Here is a 17,925-nt window from a genome sequence, read left to right as displayed (position 1 = left end):
ACCATGTATCAGTATGACGAGTATGACCGTGCGCTGGTGTTCGAGCGCGTGGCGCAGTTTCGCGATCAGGTGCAGCGTTTCATGGCTGGCGAGCTGAGTGAAGAAGAGTTCCTGCCACTGCGCCTGCAAAACGGCCTGTACCTGCAAAAGCACGCCTACATGCTGCGTGTAGCGATTCCTTACGGCACCCTCGGTGCTCGCCAGATGCGTACCCTGGCGCGCATCGCCCGCGACTATGATCGCGGCTACGGGCATTTCACCACCCGTCAGAACATCCAGTTCAACTGGATCGAACTGGAGCAGGTGCCCGACATCCTCCAGCACCTGGCTGAGGTCGAGATGCATGCCATCCAGACCTCCGGCAACTGTGTGCGCAACATCACCACAGAAGCCTTCGCCGGCGTCGCTGCCGATGAGTTGCTCGACCCGCGGCCACTCGCCGAAATCTTGCGCCAGTGGTCGACCATCAACCCGGAATTCCTGTTCTTGCCGCGCAAGTTCAAGATCGCCATTTGCTCGGCTATTGAAGACCGCGCGGCAATCATGATGCATGACATCGGCCTGTACCTGTACCGTGACGATCAGGGCCAGATGTGCTTGCGGGTCATGGTCGGCGGCGGTCTGGGGCGTACGCCGATTCTCGGTCTGCAGATTCGTGAGGGCCTGCCGTGGCAGCATCTGTTGTCCTATGTCGAAGCGATCCTGCGGGTCTACAACCGCCACGGTCGCCGCGACAACAAGTACAAGGCGCGGATCAAGATCCTGGTCAAGGCGCTGGGTATCGAGGCTTTCTCCCGGGAAGTCGAGCAGGAGTGGCAACACATCAAGGACGGTCCGGCGCAGCTGACCATCGATGAGTTCCAGCGCGTGGCCGCAGCCTTCGAGCCGCCGGCCTACGCCAGTGTGGTCGACAGCGAGCTTGAGTATGAAACCCACCTGGCCCAGGACCACGGGTTTGCGCGCTGGGTGTCCTGCTGCGTGAAACCGCACAAGGTGCCTGGCTATGCCAGCGTGGTGCTGTCGACCAAACCGGGGGCGTCTTCGCCACCAGGCGACCTGACCGCGGCACAGATGGAAGCGGTGGCGGACTGGTCCGAACAGTTCGGCTTCGGCGAAATCCGTATCGCCCATGAACAGAACCTGATCCTTCCGGACGTTCGCAAGCAGGACCTGCACGCACTCTGGCGCCTGGCCTGCGAGCGCGACCTGGGGACCGCTAATATCGGCATGCTCACCGACATCATCGCCTGTCCTGGCGGCGACTTCTGCGCCCTGGCCAATGCCAAGTCGATTCCCATTGCCCAGTCGATCCAGCGTTGCTTCGAAGACCTGGACTACCTGCACGACCTGGGCGAGCTGAGCCTGAACATTTCCGGCTGCATCAATGCCTGCGGCCATCACCACATTGGCAACATCGGCATTCTTGGCGTCGACAAGAACGGCAGCGAGTGGTACCAGGTGACGCTCGGCGGCGCTCAGGGTAAACACAGCACCTTGGGTAAAGTGATCGGCCCATCGTTCAGTGCCGACGAAATCCCGCGGGTCATCGAGCAGATCATCGCCACCTACTGCGCCTATCGCGAGCTGGACGAGCCGTTTGTCGACACCGTGCGCCGGGTTGGCCTGGAGCCCTTCAAAGAGCGGGTCTATGCCAAGCGCCCCGAGGAGCTGATATGCGTAATGTGATTGCCTTGCGCAACGGCGAGCCGCAGCTGCTCGCCGAGGATGGCTGGCAACTGGTGCGTGACAGTGAGTCGGTGTTGCCTGAAGGCTTGCTGATTCTGCCGCTCGATCTCTGGCTGGCGCGTCAGGCGTCGCACCCCGGCGGTCGTGATGGCCTGTGGTTGGGGCCGGATGACGAGGTAGAGCCGCTGCAGCCCTGGTTGGCGCAACTGCCACTAATTGCGATTGATTTCCCCAGCTTTCGCGATGGGCGTGGTTATAGCCAGGCCTACCTGTTACGCACCCGCCTGGGCTGGCACGGCGAGCTGCGCGCCATCGGCGATGTGCTGCGCGATCAACTGAGTCATATGCGCCCAGTGCGGTTTCGACAGTTTTGCCGTGCGCGAGGACAAGTGCGCCGAGGACGCACTCAAGGGCTTGGCCGGGATGAGTGTGCTGTACGGGCGCTCGGTGATCGAGCCGCGGCCGCTGTTTCGACGTCGTTAAGGGAACTCGGTGGTGGTTAGCTGAAACCCTGTGCCTGGACTAACATCAAGGTGCCAGCAATGTGGTCGGCAAAGTGGTTCGATCAATCGCAGCTTGCCCGAGCAAGGACTACATCGATGGCCCCCTTCACGCGTAAATGCAGTGTTGTCCTGATTACCTTGGTGTTGGCCAGTTGCAGCAACCTCAAGGAAGTTCAGGAGTTCGCCAACGAGTCGGCGAAGTTTGCCAGCGATACAACACTGATTGATCGTTATAAAAACACCTTTGCGCGTGAAGCGCCGTTTCTGACCACCCCCGCCCAGCGGGCGGTGGCAAGCAACAATGACGCACGTCGGCAAAAGCAACTGACCGATATGCTTCATTTGAACTATGGGGTTGCCAGTTACATGCAGACCTTGGCTCGCCTGGCGGGTGATGATTCGTTCGATGTGTCCAAATCGCTCGATGGGCTGGCGCAAAGTCTCGGCAAGCATCCTGAACTTGGGATCAACGAGCAACAGGTGGCGGCCTATTCGTCCCTGGCCAAGACCGTTGCCAAGGGACTGGCAACTGCTGCTCAGCAGGCAGCGGTGCGGGATATGGTTACGGGTGCCGATAGCGACCTGCAGGTGTTGTTGAGCGCAATGAAGGATGTGCTGCGTTATGCGCAAGCAACCAGTGCCAATGAGAAGGGCATGGTGGTTGGCCGTTACGAGACAGAAATCCCGTTCTACCAACGGCAAAACATGTGGTTGGTTGCCAGTCTGGGCACCGAAGCCATGACTGCCAAGAGGCAGGAGTATGAAGCCGTTGACGGCGAGTTTGCCGCCGCCCAGCAAGCGCTGGACAGGATCAAGGCCGGGCATGCGCGACTGCGGGAGGATGCCGATCACCTGTCGGCCAAGGAGGTCCGTGCGGCGATCGATGCAATGACCAAGGAAATCAAAGCTGTTCGCAAGCAACTCGATGGCCTCAAGCCCTGATCGGCCAGGAGCACAACCATGGCACTGCAAACCAGAGAAGAAATCGAACAGGTCGCCGAGGCGTTGCGCAAGACGGCGGATGCCATCCATGAACGGCTGATGAAAGCCATTATTGACGAGGAGATTGAGCAACGCGCTGCGCAATTGATCTTCAATGACGAAGTGTTGTTGCGACAACAATGTAGCAGCCTTTATATCGACGCGATCAACTGCGTGGTAGCAGATCTGTCGCAGAGCCAGGCGGCGGTGACCGGAACCATCAATGCCGCAAAGCGAACCATCAAAACTGTGCAGAGCATCACCGTTTTCATCGATCTGGTAGCCGATCTGTTGCTATTGGCCGCTGCAATATATGCCGCCAAACCGGCCCCGATCGTGGGCGCTCTCAAGGAGATAAAAGATGATATTGCAGCGCTCCCTGCTCAGTGATTTGGCGCTATGACGCAACCGCTCCTGATCCGCAGAGTGATGATCAGGTGCTACGGATTTCCCTCAGTGCCAACATGAGCTGTAGAAGATTCCTACTTGAGGCAAGGGCGTTTCCGATTTGTAAGCCTTATCTGTAAGCATACTCTTGCGGTGTCTTAACTAAACGGCTGTCGCCGATGTTCAGCTCATCCCATCTTTTTCAGTGTGTCGCGCGCCAGTAGCGCCGACGATCACTCTCGGTACGCAAATGTTCCCTCCTGACTATTGCTCTGCGCTGCAGGGCAACTGAGGCATCTGCGTGCCTGAAAGGTGCGAAAGCTGGTTAAACGCTGTGATGGAGTCTCTCTATGGCTGTAAAACGCACCTCAAAACACCTCGCCGTTTCCGGCCTGATGGTGACGCTGTTCGCCTCGCTTGGCGGTTGTGCCAGTGTGGCGGTTCCTACCGAGCAGGTCGAGTTGACCCGCAATGCGGTCAGTCGCGCGGTAACCGCGGACGCGACGCAGTTTGCCCCCGTGGAAATGAAGTCTGCCCAGGACAAGCTTTACAAAGTAGAGCGCGCACTGGGCGAGCAGGACTTTGCCCAGGCGCGGCTGCTGGCTGAGCAGGCCGAAGCCGATGCCGATCTGGCCGAACGCAAGGCGCGGGCCCTTCGGACCCAGCAGCAGCTCGAAGAAGCCCGGCAGGGTATCGAAGTGCTCAGGCAGGAAATGCTGCAAGCCCCCGACGCCATTGTTTCGCCTAGCCGATAAGGACCGCTTCCATGCAATTCAAATACCTGTTTATCGCTGTCTCTGCCGCGGGCCTGCTCCTCAGCGGCTGTGGCACCACGCCGGAAAATGCCGGCTTGCTGGAAGCGCGCGAGCAATTCAGTGCACTGCAGAGCAAACCTGAATCCAGTCGTCTGGCCGGGGTGGAAACCAAAGCGGCATTTGCCGCCTTGGGCCAGGCGGACCTTGCCTCGCTCAAGGATCGCAAGGCACCGCAGGTCGAGCAATTGGCGTATCTGGCCAAACAGAAAATTGCCATTGCCGAACAGACCATCGACCTGCGCAAGGCCGAAGCCGGCCTGCTGGGCATCGAGGCGCAGCGTACCCAGGCGCGTCTGGATGTGCGCACCGCCCAGCTCAAGGCGTTGCAACAGCTCAATGCCAAGCCGACTGAACGCGGTGCGGTGGTCACATTCGGTGATGTGCTGTTTGACACCGGTCGTGCCGAACTCAAGGCCGGCAGCCTGCGTAACCTGGATCAGCTGACCGAGTACTTGCGCGCCAACCCTGAGCGCAAGGTGCGGGTTGAAGGCTTTACCGATTCCACCGGTGGTGATGCATACAACCAGCAGCTGTCAGAACGTCGTGCCGCTGCAGTCGCCAACGCGCTGCGTCGTGCTGGCGTCGCGCCGGAGCGGGTCAAGGTAGCCGGTTATGGCAAAGAGTTTCCGGTGGCTTCCAATGCCGATGCTCAGTCGCGTCAACTCAATCGCCGCGTGGAAGTGATCATTTCTCACGGTAGCAATGCGGTCAGCGACCGCAGTTGAAGACACTACGGGCCCATCCGCGAAGGATGGGCCCGTAGTCGTTAGAACACGTGCCGCAACAACCAGTACAACCCGCCTGCCAGCACAATCGCCGCTGGCAATGTCAGCACCCAGGCCATCAGCAGGTTGAAGATGGTCCGCATCTGCAGGCCCGAGCCATTGGCAACCATGGTCCCGGCCACCCCCGAAGACAGCACATGGGTCGTCGATACCGGCAGGCCGTACATGTCCGCCGCGCCAATGGTGCACATGGCTACCAGCTCCGCAGAAGCCCCTTGAGCGTACGTCAGGTGGGTTTTGCCGATCTTCTCACCGACCGTGACCACAATCCGCCGCCAGCCGACCATGGTGCCCAGGCCCAGGGCGATGGCCACGGAAATCTTCACCCACAGCGGTATGTAGCGGGTGGCGTCGTCCAGCTGGCGCTTGAACAGTTGCAGGTTGGCCTGGGTGTCGCTGTCGAAGCGGACCAACTGGTGCTTGTCGATCAGGCGAATGGTTTCGCTGGTCAGGTACATGTCGTTACGCACGTTGGCCATGGCCTCGGCGGGTACCCGGTTCAGCGAGCCATAGCCTTCGACTTCGCTACCGATGGCGCCGGTCAGGGCGGCGAGGGCCGGAACCAGTTCAGGACTGGCTGCCGGTTGGCGGATGAATTCGGTCAGGGTTTTCCGTGGGTCGGCGCTCAACAGTTGTGGAGCGCCGCGCTGCAGAGACTGCTGGGTGGCCTCGGCTACAGCAGCAAACTGCATTGACTGTTCGGCGGGCATGGTGCGGTTCAGGGCGTAAGCCATCGGCAGGGTACCGACCAGAATCAGCATGATCAGGCCCATGCCTTTCTGGCCATCGTTGGAGCCGTGGGCAAACGACACCCCGGTGCAGGTCAGGATCAGCAAACCGCGGATCCACCAGGGCGGCGGCGTATTGCCGACGGGGGCCTGGTACAGATCGCGGCGTTTGACCAGATGACGCAGCACCAGCAACAACAGCGCCGCACAGGCAAAACCGACCAGCGGTGACAACAGCAGCGAATAGCCCACCTTGCTGGCCTGGGCCCAGTCCACACCGCTGGTGCCATCGCGGCCATGCATCAGTGCATTGGCCACGCCGACGCCAATGATCGAACCAATCAATGTGTGCGAGGAGGAGGCCGGAAGGCCCAGCCACCAGGTGCCCAGGTTCCAGATGATCGCCGATAGCAACAAGGCGAAGACCATGGCAAAGCCGGCCGAGGAGCCAACCTTGAGAATCAGCTCTACCGGCAACAGGGCGATGATGCCAAAGGCCACGGCACCGCTGGACAGCAGTACCCCGAGGAAGTTGAAGAAACCGGACCAGACCACCGCCACCGAGGCGGGCAGGGAATGGGTGTAGATCACCGTAGCCACGGCGTTGGCGGTATCGTGAAAGCCATTGACGAATTCGAAGCCCAGAGCGATCACCAGCGCCACCCCGAGCAACAGGAAGGGGGTCCAGGTGGTGACCACCGTGCCGCTGGCATCGATGTCGTGCGCCAGGCTCCAGGCTGTGTAAAGCAGACCGGCCAGCAACAGGCCGAAGAACAGGATCAGGGTACCGCGACCGGGCTTGTGGTTCAGCTGCGGTCGTGGGTCGGTTGTGGCAAGCGATGGACTGCTGGCCAGCGTCGGGGTAGTCATGATGACTCCGGGTTGGTTACCTCAGGCGGCAAGCTTAGAAGATAAGAGCGAAACCGACCTGATCCCGATCAATGAAAGGTCTAGGCTGATACAAAATAATGACGAGGTGCCGATGATTCGCTGCAAGCGTGTTTATGACCCCGTGGCGGCCGAAGATGGCCGGCGTGTGCTGGTCGACCGCTTGTGGCCGCGCAACAAGCGCAAGGAACAGCTGCAGGCGCTATGGTTGCCTGAGGTGGCGCCGTCGACTGCATTGCGTCAGGCCTTCCATAAAGGCGAAGTGGATTTTGCCGGCTTTGCCGAGCGCTATCGTCAGGAGCTGACGGCGCGGCCCGAGCATTGGTGGTCACTGCTTGGGATGGCCGGGAAGGGCGATCTGACCCTGCTTTATGCAGGCAAAGACACCGAACACAACAATGCCCTGGTACTGGCCCAGTGGCTGGAAGATGAGCTGGACCGGCAGGGGCCGATGAGTTCGCCGGTGTGCTATGCCGGGGAAATCAAACCCTAGTTGGTGCTGGAGACTTCTCGGTGGGAGCGGGCTTGCCCCGCGATTGCATTTTCTCAGTCACATTGCATCGCGGGGCAAGCCCGCTCCTACCGTTGTTTTGAACAACTCATTCAGGGACCTGCCCTTGCAACTCATCCCCGCCACCGACCAGCACTGTGCCTTCGCCCGCGACCTGACCCGCCGCGCCATGCTGCGTTACTACCACGAGTTCGACCTGCTGTGGATCGAAGAAGCCTTCGATCAGGCCTGGAACTGGCGTGAACAATGGTTGATCGTCGAAAGCGATACGGTGCTGGGCTTTTGCAGCCTCAGCCAGGACCGCCAGGCCCTGTACATCCGCGAATTGCATCTGCTCGAGAATGCCCGTGGGCGCGGCATCGGTACCCAGGTATTGGAGCACCTGGCCGGCTGGGCTGCCGAGCGGCGTTTACCGCTGATGCGTCTGACAGTCTTCAAAAGCAACCCGGCGCAGGCCCTGTACCAGCGCCGGGGGTTTCAAGCAATGGGCGAGGATGAATGCTTCGTGCGCATGCAGCGGACTATTGACTACCGTTCCGGTTGACGCGCACCACGTGCTCCTGGCGCTGGGTGGCGTCGAGCAGCGGCCCCTGAATGGTCAGCAGGTCACCGATCAACAGGTTCTGCAACAGCGGTTTGCCTTCGAAGCGATTGCGCCCGAGCACCACCTGCTGCAGTCCTTCGACCCGTACCACTGCCTTGCCTGCCTTGCCCAGGGTGTTGCCACTGAGGGTCAGTGGACCTGCCAATGGCGCGGCATTACGCAGGCTGATGGCATATTCCGGGGTGTTGCCGATACGGTTATTGACCAGGATTGCGCCGCTCACTTCGCTGGCATCCACGGCGCTGCCCTGGCTGTTGCCGATCAGGTTGTCCTCGATCAGCAGGGGCGCCTGGGCGTTGGGTGCCAGGTTGCGCAGTTGCAGGCCGTTGCCGCGGCTGTCGCCGATCAGGTTGGCGCTGAGCAGCAGGGCGCCGCGCTGCTCACTGATTTCGATGGCGGCCTTGTGCGCGCCGAGGATCAGGTTGCGCTCGACCCGTGCCACCGTCTGTCCGCGCAGGCGGATGCCACTGTTGTTGTCGATGCCGCGCAGTTGGTTGTTGACCAGGTTGACCTGGCTGTCGCGTACGTCGATGGCGTACTGCTGTGACTGCTCGAAACGACTGTCGTTGATCTGCGCTTGCGTGTGTTGCAACTCGACGGCGCTGGACAGCTCGTTGAACTGGCTGTTACGCACGATCAGCGTAGCCTGGGCCGTGCCCGGCGCTTGCTGGCTGCTCAGGGCGGTGCTCAGGCCACGGGACAGGTTGGCGTTATAACCCAGGCGTGCAAGGGTCGAGCCGATGATCTGGGTATGGCTGCCGGCCCAGGCCACCACGAACGGGCGCCAGGCACGGTCGGTGCTGCCCGGTTTGTCGCCGGCGACACTTTCCAGGCGTGACTGGTTCAGGCCCAGCCAGCCCTGGTTGATCAGCGCCGTGCCCGAGTAGCTGTACAGGTACAGGCTGGTGCCTTCCAGCACCAGGCCGCCATCACTGCCGATCATCAGCGGATAGCTGAGCAGGTAGCCGTCCTTGTAGGGCTTGAGGATCCGTGGGTTGTTCAGCGCGTCGTGCAGTTGCCCCAGAGTGATGCTGCCGCCACGAATCAGTACCGCCTGCGGGTGATGTGCCTGGTAACCGGCAATGGCGCGGAACAGGCCATTATTGACGAACGGTTCGAACGGCCAGCTGCCGCTCTGCGAGGAAAACATCGGTTGCAGGCTGACACTGGCACGCCCGGCCGGACGCGGGCGTTCCGTGACCTGCAACTGCACGGCCTGGGCAGTCTGTTGTTGCAGCTGTTGCAACTGTGCCTGATGTTCGCTGTTGCTGATCACGCTCAGCGACTGCTGCTGTGGCAGGCTTTGGCTTGCCGCCTGGGCCGTGCCTGCGCAGAGCAGGGCGGCGAGGCAGCAAAGGGAAAGAGGGCGCATGGCCATGGCGATTCGTCCTTGGGTTACGGCAGTTTGGGGTACAGCGGCTTGAGCGGGCCGCCAATCTGGCTGTAGTTGTCGACGTCACCGTCTTCGCTGTCGTACAGCTGGCGAGCCAGGCGATGGTCTGGCGCGCGCTGCAGGAAGGGGATCAGCCAGGCCAGCTTGTAAGGCGCCACGGCGATCTGCGATTGGCCCTTGAGCTCGGGCAGTTCGTCGGGATCAAGGATGCTGCGTGCGGCGAAATTGCCCAGCAGTTCCAGGGTCTGCTGGTCTTGCGCGCTCCAGGGCAGGCCATTGACCTGCGCCGACTCGGCCAGCAACACCAGCGGCACCAGTGCGTATTGGCTATAGGTGGCGGCCAGTTTGCCGCGGGCGACTTCCAGCGGCAGGTAGGCATAGCTGCCATCGCGGGCCTTGACCGCCTGTTGCAGGCCAAGGCGCAGGTTGCCGTCGGCCCACTGGATGAAGTCGTCGCGCTGGATCAGCATGCCGGTCGCCGCTACCGCCCAGGCGGCCCAGTAGTCATGGTTGTTGAACCAGGCAAAACCTTGCGCCCGGCGCGGCTGGTATTCGGCAATGATGCGTTCGCCCAGCTGCGTGAACCATTCGCGCTGCTGCGCCGACAGCTGCAATTTGCCGTCGCTGGCGGCCTGGGTCATCAGCAAGGTCGAGGCCATCGCCGCCACCGCCCACTTGCGCGCGGCCATGCCGGTGCTGCTGGCGTCGGCGCTGAGCAGGGCCTGGGCTTCGGCCCAGCGTTGCAGCCACTGGTCCTGGCAGGCCAGGGCCATGTTCGCTTCCTGGGGCGTTTTCGCCCGCTGGAAACGCTTGCTGGCATAGATCAATCCGCCGATGAACTGCTTAACCTGCTTGCCGATCTTTTCGCTGTTGGCATCGGGGCTGCTGCGTAGGGTCGACTTGGTCGCATCGCGCTGATCGTACTTGCTCTGCATTTGCAAGCTGCCGGTGTAGGGCGCCGGTGGCTCCTTGCTGCATTGCAGGGTGCGGTAGTCGGCGATCATTGCCGACTGCGCGGTGGCCCGTGGCGGCCAGATCGAGCTGGCCGCCAGGCTGTGGCCCAGTTGCAGGCTGGCGCACAGGCCCAGGGCCAGTGCGCTCCAGGTCTTCACAGGCATAGTCGGGTTTCCACCTGGGTAGCAGCGCTGCCGGGCTTGGTCGGCTCCATGAACACCGAGAGCAGATTGGCCCCGGCAAACTCCTTGGCGCGGCTCAGTTCCAGGTAGTACTGACCACCGGTGACCACCGCCTCGCGGCGGAACCAGACCTTGTCGCGCGCGCCGTTGTCGTAATAGACGATCACATAGAAATCCTTGACGTTCTTGTCGCTGATGCGGATGTCGAGGAAGCCAGCGTTCACCGCCTTGCGCGCTTGGCCTGCGTTACTGAGCAGTTCGATACGCTCGTTGACCTTCAGCGCCGGACGCTGCAGGCGGTTGGCCATGACCTCGGTGGACACCGGGCAGCCGCCCTTGATCGCTGGAATCAGCTGGCGGTACATCAGCTCGGATTCCAGCTGGTAGTTGGCTGGCAGCTCCCAGATGATCAGCTTGGGCGGCGCCTTGGGCTTGTAGTTCTCCGACAGCAGGTATTCGAGCAACGAGCCGTCCTGGCCAACACCGGGCAGGGCGTAGTTGAGGATGTCGACGTCAAGGTACTGCTTGAGATAACCGTCGAAGTTGAACTGCTTGCTCTCGTCTTCCCGGGCGGCGGCGTTACTGTCGCCGACCAGGATCACCTGTGGATCCGGCGCGTCGTCGAACAAGGCCTCGGCACCCTGATCCTGCGGAATGGTCTGGTAGCCACGCACGTACTGGAAACCGTAGTTGTTGCCGCAGATATAGCTCAGGGCCAGGTTCAGGGTGCCGTCTTTGGGCACCATCACCCCGGGCTCGGTGCGGTACTGCTTCTTGTCCAGTGAGGCATAGAACGGCTGGCGACGTACTTCCTCGGCCACCAGGCGGGCGGTGGCTTCAGCGCCCGCCGGCGTCCAGTGGTGATCGCGGCGGAAGAAGAACTCGCCCTCGGGCGGGCTCTGCACCACCTGCATCATCGGTGCGACGATGGCGCCGCCGTTGCGCAACTGCTGCAGATAACTGCTCAGGTTGCCGCTGGCACGGGCGAAGTCGAAGCCATGCAGTTTGTCGGCGTACAGCTTGTCGCGGTGCATCAGGCCGCGGGTTGGCTGGATGGCCATGGCCACCTGGATACCCTGACGATGGAAGGTGTCCATCAGGCGCGCGAACTCCGGGCGCATCGGCGCCGGGATGCCGAAGTCGTTGGTCAGGTCGACCGCCGAGCGAAACAGCCAGCGATCCTTGCCCGGAACGATCTCGCGCATCAGCTTCATGCGGCCTTCGGCGTAATGCTGAGGATTGCTCAAGCCGGGGCACATCAAGCACTCCAGGCCTTTGCAGGTGGCCGGGTTGCTGTCGGCGGCCGCGCCGTGCACGCTGAACAGCGCGCCGGCAACGGCCAGACCAAGGGCGAATAGGCTTTTCATGGCGCCGCTCACTCGCTCGGGTCGATGCTGTTGGCCAGGCTCATGCTGCGATAGCCGTTGCCCTGAGGCAGCAGTACGTAGCTATAGGAGCGGCCTTTCTTGAGGAACAGTTCCTCGAACTGGGCGATTTTCTGTTGCTCGTCATAAGCGGCAAAACCGATCTTGATTTCGTTGACCATGCGGCTGCCGGTCTGGTCCTTGCCCAGGGTGTCGACCACCACACTCTTGCCATCGACGGTTTTCAGCGCGACCTTGACCGGGGTCAGGTTGTAGAAGGCGATCTGCGCTTTTTTCGGCTCGTTGACGTACTTGTCGGCGATCAGCGTCAGGGTGTTGCCGTCATAGACCACGGTGCTCGCGGCATTGGCCTTGAGCTGTGGCTCGATGGCCTTGGCGCCGACAGCGATCTTGTGGCTACCGGCCGGGGTGAAGCGGTAGCCACTCAGTTGTCCGGCGGCGACCCGCTGCGGGTTGACCTTGCCGCTCAGAGTCACGTCGATGTTGCTGTCGGACAGGTTGAGCACCCGCACAAAGGCGGAGTCGGCCGGGGCCACGGCGTCGTACAGGTCGGCGTTGCCTTCGGCGGCCACGCCTTGGGTGCTGACCAGCAACAAGGCGCTGGCGGTGAGCAGGTGCTTGAGCGAACGGTTCATGTCGATCTCCTTGAAAGTGTCAGAAATGCTGGGTCTGGCCGGGACGGCTCAGAGAGCCCAGGCGGTGGGCGAGCAGGGTGCGCAGCGGGAACTCCCAGATCACCGTGTCGATCTGCGGGTTCTTGAGGTCGTCGCTGGCGAGGAACTGGTTCATCGCCTCGAACGGGCCGCGGGCTTCCACCGCGACACTGAGCAGGTCGCGGTTGAGCGCTTCTTTGAGGAAGCCGGTGAAGTTCCAGTCGTCGATCTTGCTGTAGCTGGTGCCGACCAGCAGCAGGCTCTGCTGTTCGTCGGCGAACAACGCGTCAGTGTTCTGTTCGGCCTTGAGGGTTTCGTACAGGGCGATCTGGCTGGGGCCGAACTGCGGGGCCAGTTGGGCGTGATTGAACTGGATGTAGTTCATCAGGTCGCCCTTGACGGTTTTTTCCGCGACCTTGTGCGACACGTAGCGCTCATCGCCGAGCAGATCGGGGCGCTGACGGGCCAGTTCATAGGCCGTCAGCCGCGCGCCTTCTGGGCTCCAGTGGGTGTCGGATTTAAGGAACAGTTGCGGGCCGGCGCTGTTGTACAGGAAGGCCGAACGCACTGGCGTGACCTCGGTTTTCTGCGCCTGCAGGCCGGCAATGAAGCGGTCGTACAGGCTGATCGCCCGCGGATCGACCGCACGCTCGGTATGGGCGCCATAGACATCCACCTTCATCGGCAGCGGCAGCAGGATCAGGCGTTTGTTATGCGCCTTGAGCTTTTGCTCGACCTCGGCGATTTGCGCCAGCTGGCCTTCCAGGTTGGCTTGCAGGTTGTTCGGTACGCGGTACTCCTGGTTGGTGTACAGCCAGCCGTCCTTGCCCAGCACCACGCCTTTGGTGCCTTCGTCGAACAAGCGGTACTGGGCGTTGGCCCACAGTTCAACCGAGGGTTCGCGCAGGAAGAAGCGCTTGTCGTAGACCTGCTCGAACTTGCGCAGCAACTTGCCATCGACAAACAGGTTCCAGGCATCGCTCTGGCTTTTGGCGAAGCTGAACACTGGCGGCAGGGAATAGACGAACATCCCTGCCAGCACTACGCCAAAGAGGATGCCGTTGACCTTGCTCGCCGAACTCATGACCGGGTACATGGCCGTCTCCTAGAACTGGAAGTACAGAAAGGGTGAAAAGGAGTTCGCCGCCAGGCTGCTCAGCGCCAGGGCGAAACCGGCCCACAGCAGCACGGCCTTGAGGCCACCGACATGACGCATGAAGTACTGCTCTTTATTGCCGGCGTAGTAGCGCACGTTGTTGCTGCCGGCCAGCACCAGCCAGCACAGGGCGACGGCGGCAAACGACATGGCCATCTTCGAGGCTCCGAGCACGTACAGGTCCAGCGAGCCCAGGCCGTTGAAGCCGAACAGCGCTTGATAGATATCCAGGCTGTGACGCAGGTCGTTGGTGAAGAACAGCGGCATGCTCAGGATGATCAGCACGAAGGTGCGCAGGTTGCGTCCCAGGTGGTAGGGCGTGGTGATCTTGGTCGCCAGGTTGTATTTGCGTTCGATGACCATCCCCAGGCCAAAGAACAGGCCCCAGAAGATGAAGGCGAAGCTTGCGCCGTGCCACAGCCCCGACAGCAGCATGGTGTAGACCAGTGCCGGCAGTGCCCCGGCCACCCGTTTGCGCACCAGCGGCATGTACACGTAGTCGCGCAGGAAATGCGCCAGGGTCATGTGCCAGCGTGCCCAGAACTCGGTGATGCTCTGCGAGACGTAGGGCTGGTTGAAGTTCTCCGGAAAGCGGAAGCCCATCATCAGCGCCAGGCCCAAAGCCATATGGCTGTAACCGGCGAAGTCGAAGTACAGCTGCAGGGTCGAGACCACCAGGCCGAACCAGGCGTCGCTGAGCTGCAGGGTGCCTTCGCTGATGAACAGCACGTTGATCGGCGCCAGCTGGTCGGCGATCAGCACCTTCATGATGAAGCCGAGCATGAAGCGACACACCCCCAGGGAAAACAGTTCCAGGGAGTGGGTGCGCTGGCGCAGCTGCGGCGCCAGCTGGCTGTAGCGCAGGATCGGGCCGGCGACCAGGTGCGGGAACAGCGCGACGAAGGCGGCGAAGTCGATGAAGTTGTTCGTCGGTGTCGCGTCTTTGCGGTAGATGTCGACGATGTAGCTCAGGGCGTGGAACACATAGAAAGAGATGCCCAGCGGCAGGAAGATGGTCTCCAGGCTCCAGGTATTGATACCCAGCGGCGCGAGCAGGGCGGCGAGCACTTCGGCGCCGAAGTTGGCGTATTTGAAGTAGCCCAGGGTCGACAGGTTGCCGACGATGCCGATCCATAGCAGGCGCAGGGCCCAGCGTTTGTCGCCGGCGTCCAGGCGCGCCTTGATGCGCAGGCCGAACCAGTAGTTCCAGTAAGTGATGGCGACGAACAGCAGCAAAAAGTCCGGGCGCCACCAGGCATAGAAGATGTAGCTGGCAGCAACGATCACGGTCGAGCGCCACTGCGGCCGGGCGAGGAAGTACACGGCCAGGAACAACGGCAGGTAGAGGAATAAAAAGACGTTGGAGGCGAAGATCATCGAAGGGTCCGTCCTTAGTAACTGATCACCACGCCGACACTCAGCTGGTAGTCATCACCGCTGTCCAGAGCGTTGCCGGCATTGAGGTAGCTGGCGCTGACCAGGGCGTTGACGTCCAGGTGCTTGCCGTCGATGGCCACCGGGAACATCTTCCAGTAGTAGTTGAGGTCGTACATTTGCCCGACGTCCTTGCCGCCACCGTGGTTGCCCTGGGCAATGGCGCGGTTGCGTTCGCTGCGCTGGTCACCGTCGATGCGCACTGGCAGGGTGCCGTCGGCATCGCGCAATTTCAGGTCGGTCACGCGCAGGTCGAGGGCACTGCGTGGGGTCGGGTTGGTTTCCAGGCTTATGCCGTAGTAGCTCAGGTTGCGCAGGTCGAGACTGACGAAGGAACTGGTCAGGCGCGTGCTGTAGCTGCCCTGGCGGGTGATGCGGTCAGACTGGATGGCATTGAGGCGAAAGCCGTCGTTTTCGTTGCTCGGCTTGTCGGTCAGGCCGCCGCGCAGGGCTACCCGTGGCGTCCAGGGCAAGTCATGAAAACGCTTGCCGATCTCGCCCAGGGCTGCCCAGCCGCTGGCATTGTTGCCGGTGCTGGTAGTGCCGTTGCCATCGGTGTTGTCGACCTTGCCATCGAGACCGGCCAGCTCCAGGTGGTAGTCACTGAACAGCGGACTAACGTCCAGGTCATCGGCCTTGAAGAACAGCCCGTAGCGCATGCCCTTGAAGTCGTAGCGATCTTCCGGGTCGTGGCCGCTGTGGTCGTTCTCGTGCATCAGGCGCACGCCGGCCCAGTTGCGTTCGCTCCAGCGGTAGGCGTATTCACCCATCAGGTAGGTGGTGCGCTCTTCACTGTCGGCCAGGCTGTTGACGTCGCTGTTGTAGTTGTAGAACTTCTGCCCCACGGCAAAAAAGCCACGGGAGAAGGTGTCGTTGTAGTTGAAGCGCAGCGACTCCAGGCTGTCGTCCCACCAGATGCCGTAGTCATCGAAATAGCGTTGGCGGCCGACCGACAGCGAGAAGCGCGGGTCATCGCCGAGCAGGTTGCGTTTGACGTACAGCTCGCGCAGTTCGGCGTACCAGCCTTCAGGCTGTTCGCGGTCGAAGCTGTTGCTGTTCTCGTTCTGGGTGCTGATCGACTGGCTGGAGTCGTAGTTCAGCCACAGGCGGCCATAGACCATCCACTTGGCCCAGCGCTTTTCCGGCGAGTACCAGGCAAACGATGGCTCGTAGCGCAAGCTGTAGAACATCTCGCGGCTGCGGCCAACCTCGGAGTTTTCCGGGCCGTAGCCGGTCTGCACGGTCAGTTTGTTGAAGAACTCCGAGGTGATCACCGGCGCACTGCCGTCGCTGGGCAGCACCCGCACCGGTTCGTTGCTGTCTGCTTCGGGGCCGGTGATTTCTTCGGCGGCCATGGCCGGGTACAGCGGTGTCAGGGCCAGCAGGGCACCGAACAGGGAGTGATGCGCTTTCACAGGGTTGCCTCCTTCAACAGATCGGCGCGCGCCGCCAGGGCGCGGTCGATGTCATCCTTTTTCAGGTTCTTTTCCAGGCGTTTGATCAGGCTGCGGGCGCCACTTTCGCCCAGTTCAAGCGCCACCTGGGCATAGGTGTAGGCCTTGACCGGGTCATGGCAGATGGCCCGGCCATAGGCGTACAGAATGGCCATGCGGTACCAGGCGGTCGTCGAGCCGGCTTTAGCCTGGGCCTGGAATATTTGCAGGGCCTTGTCCTGGTCCGGCTGGTCTTCCACGCCTTTGCTGTAGTAATCGGCCAGCAGCAACTCGGCGCCGGGGTAGTGGCTGGCGATCAGTTCATCGATCAGCGCGCGGGCCTTTTGCGGGTCCAGGGTCAACCAGTTGTTGACCATATAGAACGAGGCTTGCAGCGCCTTGGCGCGGGTCGGCTCATGAGCTTGCACCTGGTTGATCAGGGCCTGGGTCTCTTCAGCGTTATGCGCAGTGGGGTCGGAGATCATGTAGCTGGCCTTGGACGCTATCGCCGGTACATAGCCGCGCTCGACAGCATGGTCACGCCAGCGCAGGGCCTCGGCCCGAGCCAGCTCCAATTCGTCGCTGCGGGCTTTTTCGCGAGCCAGTTGCGCGGCATCAGGTTGCACCTGGGCAGTGCCCATGGCACGTACCTGACGCGCCTGACGGTCGCTTTCCAGGTCGGCGCGCTGCACGCTGTTGATGCTGTCGAGCAGCGAGCCGATGCGGTGCACGATCTCCACCGCCAGGGTTGGCCGCTGGGCTTCGAGGCTACGGGCGAAGGCCGGGAAGGCGCGGTCCTGGTCTTCACCGAGGAAGCGGTAGTAGCGATCGATGGCCCGCACATCCACGCGCACCGCCTGCTGGTACCAATGCTCGGCGGTCTGCCGATCGCCCTGGCGTTCAGCCAGCACCGCACGGTACAGCTCGGGGCGGCAGTTGAGCAGGCACGATTGCTGGTACAGCGCCAGAAGGTGCTGCGCCTGGTCGTTGGAGACCAGTTGCGGGTAGACCAGAAACACCTCGAGGGTAGTGCTGGCGTTGCGCGGATCGAGGGTTGCCGGGTAGCGCGTCAAGGCCTGGGCTACCCAATCACGCTGGCCTTTTTGCAGGCTCGGGGTGCGATCAAGCAGACGTGCCAGCGAAGCCAGTGCCGGAATCTGCCCACGGCCGTCGGCGAATGCTTCCTTGTACAGGCCGAGCACTTCCTGACGGCTGGCGCCGTCGGTGTTGGCCAGCACATCGCCGAGCAACAGCTTGGAGGCCAGGTCGCCACGATCGGACAGCAGGCGCAGGTCGCTACTGACATTGGCGCTGGGGTCCTTGTACAGCGCGTAGCGGATCTGCTCCAGGCTCTGGCCGGCCGACACGGCGCTGGCACAGGCTACGCACAGGCCTGCCAGCAGCAGACGGGAGGGCATCATCGCGTTCATCGCCAATCCTTCCTTTG

Annotated in this window: 16 protein-coding genes and 1 pseudogene; 8 read left to right on the top strand and 9 right to left on the bottom strand. The window is 61.9% G+C overall.

Annotation, left to right across the window (positions count from 1 at the left end; genetic code table 11):
* Positions 1–3: 3 nt before the first annotated feature.
* From ACVI9W_RS02210 to ACVI9W_RS02185, 6 genes and pseudogenes are all read left to right on the top strand, one after another.
* The gene (locus ACVI9W_RS02210; RefSeq protein ID WP_461529044.1) at positions 4–1,686 is read left to right on the top strand and encodes a nitrite/sulfite reductase; all 1,683 of its coding nucleotides are present in this window, start codon (positions 4–6) and stop codon (positions 1,684–1,686) included.
* Positions 1,674–2,169: pseudogene (locus ACVI9W_RS02205) on the top strand (DUF934 domain-containing protein). The gene ACVI9W_RS02210 and the pseudogene ACVI9W_RS02205 overlap by 13 nt, the downstream one beginning before the upstream one ends.
* Before the next feature lie 116 nt (positions 2,170–2,285).
* On the top strand, positions 2,286–3,131 hold the full coding sequence (locus ACVI9W_RS02200; protein ID WP_461529043.1) for a hypothetical protein: 846 nt from the start codon (positions 2,286–2,288) through the stop codon (positions 3,129–3,131).
* Between the two features lie 18 nt (positions 3,132–3,149).
* Complete coding sequence (locus tag ACVI9W_RS02195) at positions 3,150–3,560, top strand: hypothetical protein (protein WP_038612320.1); 411 nt, start codon at positions 3,150–3,152, stop codon at positions 3,558–3,560.
* 347 nt (positions 3,561–3,907) lie between these two features.
* Complete coding sequence (locus ACVI9W_RS02190) at positions 3,908–4,312, top strand: DUF4398 domain-containing protein (protein ID WP_461529042.1); 405 nt, start codon at positions 3,908–3,910, stop codon at positions 4,310–4,312.
* A gap of 11 nt (positions 4,313–4,323) precedes the next feature.
* Positions 4,324–5,097, top strand: coding sequence for an OmpA family protein (locus ACVI9W_RS02185; RefSeq protein WP_038612315.1), 774 nt, complete (start codon positions 4,324–4,326; stop codon positions 5,095–5,097).
* Between the two features lie 41 nt (positions 5,098–5,138).
* Here the strand turns inward: ACVI9W_RS02185 and ACVI9W_RS02180 are convergent, their stop codons facing one another.
* Complete coding sequence (locus ACVI9W_RS02180; RefSeq protein ID WP_461529041.1) at positions 5,139–6,755, bottom strand: inorganic phosphate transporter; 1,617 nt, start codon at positions 6,753–6,755, stop codon at positions 5,139–5,141.
* Between the two features lie 112 nt (positions 6,756–6,867).
* On the opposite strand from ACVI9W_RS02180, the gene ACVI9W_RS02175 reads away from it, so the two are divergent.
* Positions 6,868–7,266, top strand: coding sequence for a DUF488 domain-containing protein (locus tag ACVI9W_RS02175; RefSeq protein WP_461529040.1), 399 nt, complete (start codon positions 6,868–6,870; stop codon positions 7,264–7,266).
* 118 nt (positions 7,267–7,384) lie between these two features.
* Entirely contained in the window at positions 7,385–7,828 is a 444-nt protein-coding gene (locus ACVI9W_RS02170; protein ID WP_461531780.1) for a GNAT family N-acetyltransferase, read from the top strand.
* On the opposite strand, the gene ACVI9W_RS02165 is transcribed toward ACVI9W_RS02170, so the two are convergent.
* From ACVI9W_RS02165 to ACVI9W_RS02130, 8 genes are read right to left on the bottom strand one after another with little or no spacing between them, the layout of a single operon-like run.
* Entirely contained in the window at positions 7,806–9,266 is a 1,461-nt protein-coding gene (locus ACVI9W_RS02165; protein WP_461529039.1) for a right-handed parallel beta-helix repeat-containing protein, read from the bottom strand. The genes ACVI9W_RS02170 and ACVI9W_RS02165 overlap by 23 nt on opposite strands.
* Positions 9,267–9,283: 17 nt before the next feature.
* Entirely contained in the window at positions 9,284–10,399 is a 1,116-nt protein-coding gene (locus tag ACVI9W_RS02160) for a polysaccharide lyase (RefSeq protein ID WP_461529038.1), read from the bottom strand.
* Complete coding sequence (locus ACVI9W_RS02155) at positions 10,390–11,784, bottom strand: alginate O-acetyltransferase AlgX-related protein (protein ID WP_461529037.1); 1,395 nt, start codon at positions 11,782–11,784, stop codon at positions 10,390–10,392. Before ACVI9W_RS02155 ends, ACVI9W_RS02160 begins: the two co-directional genes overlap by 10 nt.
* Before the next feature lie 8 nt (positions 11,785–11,792).
* A complete protein-coding gene (locus ACVI9W_RS02150) occupies positions 11,793–12,437 on the bottom strand; it encodes an alginate O-acetyltransferase AlgF (protein WP_461529036.1) in 645 nt (214 codons plus the stop codon).
* A 19-nt stretch (positions 12,438–12,456) separates the two neighbouring features.
* Positions 12,457–13,551, bottom strand: coding sequence for an alginate O-acetyltransferase (locus tag ACVI9W_RS02145; RefSeq protein ID WP_461529035.1), 1,095 nt, complete (start codon positions 13,549–13,551; stop codon positions 12,457–12,459).
* A 9-nt stretch (positions 13,552–13,560) separates the two neighbouring features.
* Positions 13,561–14,988, bottom strand: coding sequence for an MBOAT family O-acyltransferase (locus ACVI9W_RS02140; protein ID WP_038612292.1), 1,428 nt, complete (start codon positions 14,986–14,988; stop codon positions 13,561–13,563).
* A gap of 14 nt (positions 14,989–15,002) precedes the next feature.
* On the bottom strand, positions 15,003–16,460 hold the full coding sequence (locus ACVI9W_RS02135; RefSeq protein ID WP_038612289.1) for an alginate export family protein: 1,458 nt from the start codon (positions 16,458–16,460) through the stop codon (positions 15,003–15,005).
* Positions 16,457–17,908, bottom strand: a complete 1,452-nt coding sequence (locus ACVI9W_RS02130) for a tetratricopeptide repeat protein (protein WP_461529034.1) — start codon at positions 17,906–17,908, stop codon at positions 16,457–16,459. The genes ACVI9W_RS02135 and ACVI9W_RS02130 overlap by 4 nt, the downstream gene beginning before the upstream one ends.
* Positions 17,909–17,925 lie beyond the last annotated feature (17 nt).

The organism is Pseudomonas sp. 210_17 TE3656 (assembly GCF_054821965.1).
Note: the sequence above shows the minus strand (reverse complement) of the source record. Positions and strands in the feature narration are given on the sequence as shown.